Source organism: Pedobacter terrae (genome assembly GCF_036946585.1).
Classification (GTDB): domain Bacteria; phylum Bacteroidota; class Bacteroidia; order Sphingobacteriales; family Sphingobacteriaceae; genus Pedobacter; species Pedobacter terrae_C.
Genome location: NZ_JAQIIV010000002.1, coordinates 563,770 through 575,993 on the forward strand (window position 1 = coordinate 563,770; position 12,224 = coordinate 575,993).

The 12,224-nt window shown below is 38.4% G+C and carries 10 protein-coding genes; 4 read left to right on the plus strand and 6 right to left on the minus strand.

The features are described from left to right. Position 1: 1 nt before the first annotated feature. A complete protein-coding gene (locus PGN18_RS05020; RefSeq protein ID WP_335318265.1) occupies positions 2-2,125 on the plus strand; it encodes a xanthine dehydrogenase family protein molybdopterin-binding subunit in 2,124 nt (707 codons plus the stop codon). Between the two features lie 200 nt (positions 2,126-2,325). Here PGN18_RS05020 and PGN18_RS05025 read toward each other — a convergent pair whose 3' ends face one another. From PGN18_RS05025 to PGN18_RS05040, 4 genes are all read right to left on the minus strand, one after another. Beyond that, entirely contained in the window at positions 2,326-3,939 is a 1,614-nt protein-coding gene (locus PGN18_RS05025) for a S8 family peptidase (RefSeq protein WP_335318266.1), read from the minus strand. Positions 3,940-4,169: 230 nt separating this feature from the next. After that, on the minus strand, positions 4,170-4,766 hold the full coding sequence (locus PGN18_RS05030; RefSeq protein WP_335318267.1) for a DUF4142 domain-containing protein: 597 nt from the start codon (positions 4,764-4,766) through the stop codon (positions 4,170-4,172). A 59-nt stretch (positions 4,767-4,825) separates the two neighbouring features. Next, positions 4,826-5,272, minus strand: coding sequence for a GNAT family N-acetyltransferase (locus PGN18_RS05035; RefSeq protein ID WP_335318268.1), 447 nt, complete (start codon positions 5,270-5,272; stop codon positions 4,826-4,828). Positions 5,273-5,363: 91 nt separating this feature from the next. Next, positions 5,364-5,855, minus strand: coding sequence for a YajQ family cyclic di-GMP-binding protein (locus PGN18_RS05040; protein WP_335318269.1), 492 nt, complete (start codon positions 5,853-5,855; stop codon positions 5,364-5,366). Between the two features lie 75 nt (positions 5,856-5,930). Here PGN18_RS05040 and PGN18_RS05045 point away from each other — a divergent pair, with 75 nt between their 5' ends. The 3 genes from PGN18_RS05045 to PGN18_RS05055 all read left to right on the plus strand — a co-directional run bounded on the left by PGN18_RS05045 (position 5,931) and on the right by PGN18_RS05055 (position 9,543). Further along, complete coding sequence (locus PGN18_RS05045) at positions 5,931-6,500, plus strand: hypothetical protein (RefSeq protein WP_335318270.1); 570 nt, start codon at positions 5,931-5,933, stop codon at positions 6,498-6,500. Positions 6,501-6,601: 101 nt separating this feature from the next. Beyond that, positions 6,602-8,662: a polyphosphate kinase 1 gene (ppk1, locus tag PGN18_RS05050; RefSeq protein WP_335318271.1), complete on the plus strand. Its 2,061-nt coding sequence runs from the start codon at positions 6,602-6,604 to the stop codon at positions 8,660-8,662. Next, the gene (locus PGN18_RS05055; RefSeq protein ID WP_335318272.1) at positions 8,662-9,543 is read left to right on the plus strand and encodes a Ppx/GppA phosphatase family protein; all 882 of its coding nucleotides are present in this window, start codon (positions 8,662-8,664) and stop codon (positions 9,541-9,543) included. Before ppk1 ends, PGN18_RS05055 begins: the two co-directional genes overlap by 1 nt. 367 nt (positions 9,544-9,910) lie before the next feature. On the opposite strand, the gene pgl is transcribed toward PGN18_RS05055, so the two are convergent. After that, positions 9,911-10,636, minus strand: coding sequence for a 6-phosphogluconolactonase (gene pgl, locus PGN18_RS05060; RefSeq protein ID WP_335318273.1), 726 nt, complete (start codon positions 10,634-10,636; stop codon positions 9,911-9,913). Positions 10,637-10,775: 139 nt separating this feature from the next. Then, positions 10,776-12,224: glucose-6-phosphate dehydrogenase (zwf, locus tag PGN18_RS05065; RefSeq protein ID WP_335318274.1), on the minus strand; the 1,449-nt coding region annotated here is incomplete at its 5' end.

Below are 12,224 nucleotides of genomic sequence, written 5' to 3' on the forward strand. Positions count from 1 at the left end.
TATGGAAAAGAACATGTTAAAAGATGAAAACGATCGCGTAGATGGATTCTTAAAAGTAACCGGAAAAGCGAAGTATTTTGCCGAGTATGAGTTACCAGGCTTAACCTATGGCGTTTTGGTAACGAGTACCATTACTAAAGGAAAAATAGCCTCACTTGATACTAAAGCCGCAGAAAAGGCTCCGGGAGTTATTTCAGTGATTTCACATCTAAATAAACCATCGGCTGCTGCTTACGAGCAGGAAGGTGGTCCGCAGATGAAGATTTTTTACACCGATAAGATTTTTTACAACGGACAACCTATAGCTATCGTTGTGGCAAATACCTTTGAAAGGGCAACTTATGCCGCTTCATTGGTTAAAGCCACTTACATTAAAGAGGCATTTAACACCGATTTCCAAAAAGCACTTAAAGATCCTAAGGCTAAGAAGCTGCAGGGGCAGGCTGACTATAAGCGTGGTGAAGAAAATGCTTACAAAACCGCAGAGGTAAAGCTCGAAGAAAGATACTTTTTACCTATTGAAACGCATAACCCAATGGAATTACATGGGATTATAGCTGATTGGCGACCAAATAACCAAATCACGGTTTACGCTAAAACACAAGGGGTAAAAGCTACGCAAGCTACGATTGCTAACGTTTTTAAAATTCCGATGGAAAATATCCAGGTGAATTCGGAGTTTGTAGGTGGTGGCTTTGGGATGGCCCTGCGCACATGGCCGGTGGAAATTGCCACGGTAATGGCCTCCAAACATATTGGCAAACCCGTAAAGTTGGTGATTACCAGAATGCAGATGTTTACTATGGTGGGTAATCGGCCGGCAGCGATACAAACCATTGGGTTAGGTGCAAATAAGGATGGAAAATTAACAGGTATTACGCATAGGGCCTACGGCGAAACTTCCACCTATGAGAACTTTACCGAAGGCGTAGTGAACATGGCTAAGTTTATGTACCAGTGCGATAATGTAAATACATCTTATGTTATTGTTCCAGTTGATTTAGGAGTACCGATATGGATGCGCGGACCAGGTGAAGCCACCGGTGCTTTTGCACTTGAAAGTGCGATTGATGAAATGGCACATGCCTTGGATATGGATCCATTGGAGTTTAGGATCAAAAATGATCCGGAAACCGATCAACAAAAAAATAAACCTTTTTCCAGTAAGAATATTAAAGAAGCTTACAAAATCGGGGCAGAAAAAATAGGGTGGCGAAATCGGAAAAATAAACCTGGTAGTTTAGTTGAAGGACCATGGCAAACAGGCTATGGTGTGAGCGTTGGTGTCTTTAACGCCAATAGGGGAAAGGCTAGCGTAAAGGGGATCTTAAAAGCTGATGGATCGCTGCTTTTACAAAGTGCAACCAGCGATATCGGCCCTGGTACCGGCACCGGCATGACCTTAATTGCCAATAAACTGATGAATATTCCTGTGGATAAGATTACATTTGAATTGGGCGATTCTTCTTTACCACCAGCACCAAGTCAGGGCGGTTCCGCCACACTATCTACGGTTGGCTCGGCTGTGAATGATGTTTGTGTAGCGTTAAAATCTACCATTGCCGAACTTGCTGCAAATTCGAATATGGATGCCACATCCAACTTTATCGATGTTTTAAAAAAGAATAATCTGCCGCAGATAGAAATAACAAAAGAGAGCCAGGGTGGTAAGGAAAGAGATAATTATTCGATGTATTCATTCTCTATTCACTTTGTACAAGTGAAGGTAAATAGCTTAACAGGTGTTGTTAAGATCAACAAAATTGTTTCTGTGGGCGATTCCGGCAACATTGTAAGTCCTAAAACTGCCAGAAGTCAGATGGTGGGCGGTGCCGTTGGTGGAATAGGGATGGCATTGACAGAAGAGTCAATCATCGATCACCGTTATGGACGATACATCAATAATAACTTTGCCGATTACCACGTGCCGGTGAATGCCGACGTACCGGAAATCGATGTAAACTTCATTAATAAACCTGATCCTTATATTAATCCGATGGGGGCAAAAGGTATGGGAGAAATTGCTTTGATTGGTTTTTCTGCTGCAGTTGCCAATGCCGTTTTTAATGCCACTGGTAAAAGGATTAGGACATTGCCCATTACACCGGACAAGGTACTGGCGTAATCATTCGCTCAAGAAGTCGTCACCCTGAATTTATTTCAGGGTCTTTCTATTAAAAGATGCTGAAATGAATTCAGCATGACGGATCAAGGTAAAACTTTGTTTTAATCAACAAAAAAAAATGCGTTCCATTTTACAATGGAACGCATTTTTTGTTTCAGCTAAAACGTCATCGCGTTCGCTCAGCATCACAAACAGAATGATTATTTAGTAACCACCTTACCTGAATAAGTTGCTGCTAATTTTAATGCATTGTAAGCATTCACGATTCCGCCACTAATACAAAGATCAGAAAAAGGAACAGAAACTTTCTCAGCATCAGGTCCTTCACCTTTGGCATATTCTACGTTGTGATCTACCTTAGTAACCGATTTAACAATAATTTCTTTTACCTGTGCTGCCGTTAACTTTGGATAATAAGAACGGATTAAGCCTGCTAAACCCGCTACAACAGGGGATGCCATGCTCGTTCCATCTAAATTTTTGTATTTAGATCCTGGTACAGTAGAATATATTTGCACACCTGGCGCGAAAACATCAACCTGGTTTTTACCATAGTTAGAGAAACTGGCTTTCAAAGTTTCATCATCTTTGGGGCCTGAAGCACCAACAGTAATCCATGATGCGATGGTTTTCTCGTCTAAATCTTTATGGTTAGGGAAATTATTTTCAACGTCAATGTTTTTATTTTCATTACCTGCTGCCTGAACAATCAATACATCTTTAGATGCCGCATATTTCATTGCTTCATTCACAACCGCTTTATTCCAGCTATAAGCTTTACCAAAACTCATATTGATTACTTTAGCGCCATTATCAACTGCATAGCGGATGGCATTTGCAACATCTTTATCTCTTTCATCACCATTTGGGGTACAACGAACACCCATAATGGCCACGTTGTCAGCTACACCTAAAATTCCAATTTTGTTGGTTCTATCTGCCGCAATAATACCCGCTACGTGTGTACCGTGCATTGCATCAGGACCTGCAACATCATTATTCCCGTAAAACTGCTCCTTGTCATTGTTTGGGTCATCGCCAACTATTGACCGTGGATCATAATCAAGATTTAAATTGTATTCAGCCTGGCGAGTATAATAATCTAATCCTTCTTTAATCTGGTCTTCGTAAAAATCTTTAAAACTGCCTTTTTCTAGTTGCTGGCTCAATATACCCTGAATACGTCCCTCAATTGCTGTAGTTGGCTTAAAGTTCTTAAAATCTTCGGCCGTTGGATTTTCTTTACCAATTTTTTTCACTACCGCATCCAAAGCTGTTTTAAACCCTGTAATGCCAGCTAAATTTTCCTTAGCCTCTGCTAATTTCTGTTCTAATTCAGCTCTTTCTGCTCTAAAAGCTTCGAAATCCTTTTTATCTTTTTCTGCTACGTTTGCATCTGTGGTATTGGCAAATCGTACCTGATCACGACGAACTAAACGGGTTAATTCTAAAGTTTCAAAATTTACTGATCCTTTAGGTCCGCCAATAAAATTCCAGCCATTAATATCGTCGATATAACCATTTTTGTCATCGTCTTTACCATTTCCAGGTTTCTCCTTTGTATTCACCCACATTATCCGTTTTAAGTCTTCGTGTGTAGCTTCTACACCACCATCATTTACAGCTACAATAACTTTTACAGATTTTTTGCCTTTCAAAAGCTCTTTATATGCTTTTTCAGTACTGATTCCGAATGTACTATCACTTTTAAGGTCAAGATTTTGCCAATTTGCTTTTTGTGCATTGGCTAAAGTTGGTACCACACTAGCAAGCGCAATACCGAACAGCGCTCTGAAAATTCTATTCTTATTCATTTACGTATTTTTGTATTAAACGGCGAAAGTTAATTTTAATTTTTTACTGAAAGAAATTGTATTAAAATTAATTGCTTTTCAGCATACTCATATACGACTTAGGTCATTTCTAATAAAAAAGTCGTCATGCCGAACTGGACTTACGTAATGAAGAGATCTTTTTAAAAAGATTTCCCATTTCGTTGCATCCCGTCGAAATGACGACTAATTGATATTAGCTATCTTGACAATTATTTTAAACCAGCTGCAATTTTCTTTGCCATCTCGTTATGTGATTCGATTACTTTCAGGGTATTAGTTGCCCATTCCTTGATGCTTTGGTCGCGGTTTTCAGTGCCTTTTTTAAATAAGGCCACTGTTTTTTCATGATCGGTCACCATCATATCCATATAATGTTTATCAAATGCTGTACCGGTCATTTTTTTCATACCATCTAAATGAATCTGCTCATCAGCTGGTAAGGCATCAGGTGTAATGACTTTTTTATTTACAGCTAAAGCTTTTAATTCTGCGTTGGCTTTCTCATGGTCGGCGAGCATTTTGGCCGCAAATTCTTTCACTTCTGTACTTTTGGCATTTTGAGCCGCAATTTTAGCAGCTTCAACTTCCATAATACCACCCACAGCCGCTTTTCTTAAAAATGTTGCTCCTGCTTCATCAACACCAGATTCGGTACTTTCTGATCCGACAACGTGATTACCGTTTACCATCGTGGTGTCGCCAGAAACACTATCCTTAGTAGTTGCCGATTTTTTGTCTGCAGTTTGGCAGGCCTCAAATGAAAGTGCTAAAGCAAAAGCAGTTGACAATAAAAATATCTTTTTCATGTTTTCTCTATTTTTAATATCTATGGAAAACAAGAGAGTTTAAAAAAGGTTTTTTTTATCTACGCCGATTCCTGATCATACGCATTTTGAATTACGATGCCCATTTGCCTTTCCGGATTTTGAATAGCTGAAAAACCAAATTGCTCATAAAGTCCATGGGCATCTAAAGTTGCCAATTGGTAACGCCTTAAGCCCTGCAAGTCTGGATGGAAAATCATAAATGACATCAGTTTTTTAGACAAACCTAATCCGCGGTAACTTTCTTCTATGTAAACATCGCAAAGCCAGGCAAATGTTGCCTTGTCGGTTATCCAGCGTGCAAAACCCACCTGCTCCTGATCTTTATAAATGCCAAAACAAAGTGAATTTTCAACAGATCGTTTAACAGTAGCTAAGGGAATACCTTTGGCCCAATATGATTCGGTACTCAAATATTGATGTATAGCATCGAGATCTAAGAGCGCTTTTTGATCAGAAAATATAAAACCGTTTTCGCTGATTTCCATAATGATATTGGTGAATTGTTTAAATTGATTAATCGGTTAGTTGTTAGATTATTCTTCACAACTGGCCGATTTCAATTGTTAATCGATTTATCTAATTACGCATATTGATAAATTGTAAAGGCTGATCGAAATCTTCACTTCTACAAAGACTAATCACAGCCTGCAAATCGTCAATTTTCTTTGCAGTAACCCTAACTTGATCATCCATGATAGCAGGTTGCACTTTTAAACCGCTGGATTTGATTTTGGCCACGACTTTTTTCGCTGCTTCTTTATCTAATCCTTCCTTAATGCTGATCTCTTTTCTGATCATGTTGCCAGAGGCTTGATGTTCGTCACCAAAATTTAAACTTTTAGGATCTAAGTTCTGTTTCATCATACGCGAAATGATAGAACCTTCTATAGCTTTCAAGCGCATATCATCTTCAGTAACAATGGTAATTACATTTGTTTTTTTATCCAGGTCGATCGTGCTTTTTGATCCGTTAAAGTCGAATCGGTTAAGGATTTCTTTTTTAGCATTGTTAATGGCGTTGTCCAATGTTTGCGCATCAACTTTACTTACAATATCAAAAGAAGGCATGGTTTTAGCTTTAAAGTAAAAAAATAAGTAGATTTAATAGAAATTAATCCATTCTCACAAAAAAACGAAAATAATATGAAAACCGCTAAGCCGAAGTCTCAAAAAAAGATCATAAAAAAGGAAGCTAAAAAACAACTTGAACAGTCAATCACAACTCAATTCTTAGATGTGATTAGAAGTTTAGGTCACGATGTATCTGAAATTAGCACGGAGGTAGGTAAAGCAAGTAAACGGGTGGCTAAGAAACTGACTAAAAAGTTTACCATTGTCAAATCCGATGTTGGGCAAAAAATTGATAATTTATTACATGTGTCCAAAGAAAAAGCAGAGCAAGTGAAAAAACCTGTTGCCAAAGCAGTAAGTAAATCTGAAAAATCAGCTGAAAAAGTAGTTAAAAAAGCTATAGCTAAAGCAAAACCAGTTGTACAGAGTGTCACAGTTGCGGCAATAGAAACTGAAGCAAAGGCTGAAAAGGTATTGGCAAAACCAGTGGACACGGCAAAAGCAGTGGTAAATGATGCGGTTAACTCCACTAAAAAAGCGGCGAATAAAGTGTCAGAAAAAGCAACTGATATTGTGGAAAAAACAGCTTCTAAAGCGAGCCCTATAGCCAAGAGAATTGTAAAAGCGAAGGCTCAAAAATAAATTTGTTAACGTTAACATGTAAATGAATTAACATCGATTTAACAAATTAATATGCAGTTTTGAACATCCCTGTTTTGGCAGGGATTTTTTATTTTTTTTAAATGACAAGCAAGAAAATCCCATTTTTTAACCGCGAAATCAGTTGGCTTTACTTTAATGAACGTGTACTGCAGGAAGCAGCGGATGAAACCGTTCCGCTGATTGAACGGATTAAATTTCTATCTATATATTCTTCTAATTTAGAAGAGTTTTATCGGGTAAGGGTAGCTACAATAAGCCGGTTAACCAATCTGAACGATAAGGCCAAAGCACTTTTAGGATTTAATCCGAAAAAAATCCTGAATGAGATTAAAAATATTGTTGTCAAACAGGAAAGAAAATTCGACCAGCTTTTTCAGGCTACCTTAATTAATGAACTTGCTCAAAACAAAATTTTCATTTTAAACGATACCCAGCTGAATGTGAGCAGAGGAGAGTTCGTTAAAAATCATTTTAGGGATAAGATTTTGTCCAACCTGGTTCCTATCATGCTGGATATGGATAAACCTTTTCCAGAGTTGAAAGACAGGTATCTTTATTTCTTTGTTAAACTTTCCAAAAAGGACACAAAAGTTAAAGAGAAATATGCGCTTATTGAAATCCCACCCAATTTACCGCGATTTTTGGTGCTGCCCGAAACAAACGACCTGAAGTTTATTATTCTTGCCGAAGACATTATCCGGTATTGTTTAGACGATATTTTCTATGTTTTTACTTATGATCATTTAGAAGCTTATTCCATACAACTGACACGGGATGCCGAACTGGACATTGATAAAAACATCAGTGATAAGTTTATCGATGATTTAAAAAACAGCCTGGAAAAGCGAAAAAAAGGCAAACCCATGCGTTTACTTTACGATTCGGCCATGCCGCTAAACATGCTTACGGTAATGGTAAACAAGCTCAAGCTGGAGGCTGAAAGTTTAATTCCGGGTAACCGCTACCATAAGTTTGGTGATTTTATTGCTTTCCCAAATGTGGGTAAAAAGGAATTGGAATATGCACCGAATATCCCGCTGAAGGTTCATGATCTGCATAGAACGCAAAGCATGTTCAATAGAGTCGCAAAGCGTGATTATTTGGTGAATTTGCCTTATCAATCGTATGATTACATCATTTTGTTCTTGCGTGAGGCTGCAATTGATCCAAAAGTAACTGAAATACAGATCACTTTATACCGGTTAGCCGAAAACTCAAAGGTAATCAATGCCTTAATTAATGCTGCTAAAAATGGCAAACATGTTTCTGTTCTGTTAGAACTTAAAGCCCGTTTTGATGAACAGGCTAATATTTACTGGACAAGCCGCTTAATGGAAGAGGGTGTTAAAGTAAATTATGGGTTAACAGACTACAAGGTGCATTCTAAAATTTGCCTGGTTAAACGGATTGAAAAAGATAAACCGGTATACTATGCAAACCTGGCGACAGGAAATTTTAATGAAAAAACTGCAGGTATATATTGCGATCATAGTATTTTCACAGCAAAGAAGGAGATTACCAACGATCTGGTTAAACTTTTTGATGCGCTAAACAAGCGTACCGTAACCAGGGGCTTCAAGCACCTGATCGTTTCTCCATTGGAAAGCCGCTCTAAATTGGTCAATTTTATCAATCGTGAAATCAGAAATGCCAAACAAGGTAAACTTGCTTATATCATGTTGAAAGTAAACAGTTTGGCTGATGAAGGCATTATTTCCAAACTTTACGATGCGAGCAATGCCGGAGTTAAAATTCAGCTTATTGTTCGTGGGATCTGCTGCTTAGTTCCCGGTGTAAAGGGCTTTAGTGAAAATATTACTGCGATTAGTATTATAGATAAATTTTTGGAGCATGCCCGGGTTTATATCTTTGGGAACAATGGCAAAAACGATATGTATTTATCTTCTGCAGACTTAATGAGCAGGAATTTTGAACATCGTGTTGAGGTTGGTTTTCCGGTGCTGGATTATGATGTAAAACAGGAGATTCAAGACATTATTGACCTGCAGCTACAAGACAATACCAAATCGAGACAAATTAATGCCTCAAACAACAACAAATACCATAAAAACAGATTAAGTAAAAAGATAAGGGCACAGGTAGATATCTACAACTATTTAAAAACCAAGCATCAATCATAATGTTAAGATACGCAGCCATAGATATCGGTTCTAATGCGGTGAGGTTACTCATTGCTGATATCAGCAAACAAGATGGAAAATATAATTATAAAAAGAATACCCTTATACGTGTGCCGTTAAGATTGGGCGATGATGCATTCCTGGACCAGCATATCTCGGAGAAAAAATCTGCTGATCTGGTAAAAACCATGATTGCCTTTAAAAATTTAATGGATGTTTACCATGTTTCTGAATATTTGGCCTGTGCAACCTCGGCCATGCGTGAAGCCCGTAATGGAGAAGATATTGTTAAACTGATTAAAAAAGAAGCAGATGTTACCTTAGAGATTATTGAGGGACAACGTGAAGCCAATATCATTTACGCCAATCATATAGAAGAGGCTTTAGACGAAAATAAAAATTACCTGTATATTGATGTGGGCGGAGGTAGTACTGAATTATCTGTTTTTGTAAAAGGTACACCAGAGGCATCCAGATCTTTTAATATCGGTACAATCAGAATGCTTGATAACCAGGATAAGGAAGAAACCTGGGAAGAGATGAAAGATTGGGTTAAGGAGCATACTAAAGCCTATAAACATTTAGCTGGCATAGGTACTGGTGGCAATATTAATAAATTGTTCCGTATGTCTGATGAGAAGGACAATGCGCCCTTATCCTTGCAAAAGCTAAATTCGATGTACAATAAACTAACTAGTTATTCATTGAAAGAAAGGATTCATACACTGGGCTTAAATCCCGATCGCGCAGATGTAATCATCCCAGCCTGCGAGATTTATTTGACCTTAATGAAATGGACAGGTATAAAACAGATCTATGTACCTAAAGTGGGTATGGCTGATGGAATTATTAAGTTGTTGATAGAAGAGAAGCTGGATTAGGGCAATATCAACTTGTGGTGTCAGATGTTACCATCTAACACTCAAGCAATTTTGGCTTATCCAGTCGGATGGTAATATCCGACTGCACAATAGAAAATCATTTGACTTAGTGGGAGAATCTACCAGTTAGATTTCTCCGTTCCGTTGCACTCCAGTCGAAATGAAGATTGGTAGTGTGGGAATAATTCCCGCCATCGTCATCCTGAACTTCCGCCCGGCCGGTCGGACGGGTGTTTCAAGATCTTTTCTTGAGCGCTAATTTCTCTTCAAGATATTCAGGGTATATGTAGTGTCAGACGTTGCGATCTGACACTTAACCAGTACGGTTTCTACTATCGGATCGGGACATCCGACAGCATATTGATGATTAATCTTCTAATAATTTTGTCGCAGCCACATCCACAAACCAAGTTAATTTACCGTCAATCGGATCGATTAACTGAGAAGGGTACAGATCAGGATTCTTTTCTGTATCACCAATCACATGCTTCAGTGCTTCGGCTTTATTCTCACCGAATACCAAAAAGGCTACATTATCTGCTTTATTGATTAACGGTGCAGTAAAACTGATTCGATACGTATCTAGTTTTTCTACATAAACAGCTGCTACATTTACTTCTTCATCCTTCACCAAAGTAGTGTGCGGAAAAATAGAAGCGGTATGCGCATCATCACCCATGCCCAACAGGATTAAATCGAAAACAATATCTTCACCATTAAAATGCTTGTCGATTGCTTTCTTATATTCAATAGCTGCTTTTTCTGGTGCCAGGGTGGTGTCTACATAAAAAATATGATCTTCTTTAATTCCTAACGGATCTAAAATGGTTTTCTTAGCCATTAATCCGTTATAGTTTTCATCATTGGCCGGAACATTACGCTCATCGCCAAAAAAGAAGTATACTTTGTCCCAATCAATTCTGTGCTGCCCTTCGGTGGCTAAATAATGGTAGAGTGATTTAGGAGAACTACCGCCTGTAAGTACAAAATTAAAACGATCGTTTTCTTCGATAGACATTTCTGCAATCTTAATTACATAATCTGCCAGGTCCTGGTTTAGTTCTGCTAATGTTTTATATATGAGTAGATTCATTTTATCAATAATAAAGTCGTCATGCTGAATTTATTTTACAAGTAGAATTAGTATTTTTAATGGTCTTGTAGCTACTTCGTGGTCAGCATCTATCCGAAAAGACCCTGAACTAAATTCAGGGTGACGTGCAGTGGATAAATTATTCCTTATTCTTCAATGGCAGGTTAAACCAATGGAAACCATCTCTTGCGATAAGTGCTTCAGCTTCTTCAGGCCCCCAGCTATCGGCAGGGTAATTAGGGAAGTTGATTGATTTTTTGCTTTCCCATGTATTTAAAATCGGCATCACCAGTTCCCAGGCTGCCTCTACCTGATCGCCACGCATAAATAAGGTTTGATCACCCATCATGGCATCTAATAATAACGTTTCATAGGCTTCTGGTGTATCGCCCTCATAAGTTCCTTTGTAGTCGAATACCATATCAACAGGGTTTAATACCATGTCTAAACCAGGTCTTTTGGCCTGTACCTGCATGCGGATACTCATCTCCGGTTGGATGCTGATAACCAACCTGTTTTGCTGCCAGTTTTCAGTTACATCTGATGAAAAGATCTGATGGGGCACATCTCTGAACTGAATGGTAATTAATGATGAAGTTTGATTTAAACGTTTTCCTGTTCTTAAATAGAAAGGAATACCTTGCCATCTCCAGTTATCAATATGGAATTTAACTGCAGCAAAAGTTTCGGTATTAGAATGAGGATCAACACCTTTTTCCTGGCGGTATCCCGGAACCTCCTTGCCTTCAACCCAACCTTTGCTGTATTGTCCACGGACTGTATGAAAACGGATATCTTCTGCTGAAAAAGGACGCATTGCCCTTAATACTTCCACCTTACGGTTCCTGATCTCATCCGCATCAAAATTAATTGGTGCTTCCATTCCCACCAAACAAAGTAATTGCAAAAGGTGATTCTGGATCATATCTCTTAAAGCACCCGAGCCTTCATAATAACCTCCGCGATCGCCCACACCTAATTGTTCGGTTACCGAAATCTGGACATGATCAATGTAAGACCTGTTCCATAATGGCTCAAACAAGGCATTAGCGAAACGGAAAGCCATCATGTTTTGCACCGTCTCTTTACCCAGGTAATGATCAATACGGTAGATCTGTTTTTCGGTAAAAATGGTACTTAACAATTTATTTAGCTCTTTTGCTGACTCTAAATCATGGCCAAAAGGTTTTTCGATAACAATGCGGCTATTATCTTCATCCTGCGTCAATTTATATTTTTGCAGACACTCCGCAATAATTGGGAAGAAATTAGGCGCCACTGCAAGGTAAAAAATGACCTGGGTACCAGCACCAAATTCTTTTTGATATTTTTCTACAGCCGCTTTTAAGTTTTCAAACGTTTTCGGTTGTGCAAAATCGGTAGGGCAGTAGTGAATCGTATTTCCAAAATCTTCCCATCTATCTTTTTTAACTTTTCCGGTACGCGAAAACTCATTCACAGCTTCTTCCAATGCAGTTTTATAACTATCATCCGTAAATTCGGTTCTTCCTGTACCTATAATGGCAAATTTATCGGGCATATAGCCCTCCATAAATAGGTTGTATAGCGCTGGTGCTAATTTTCTTTT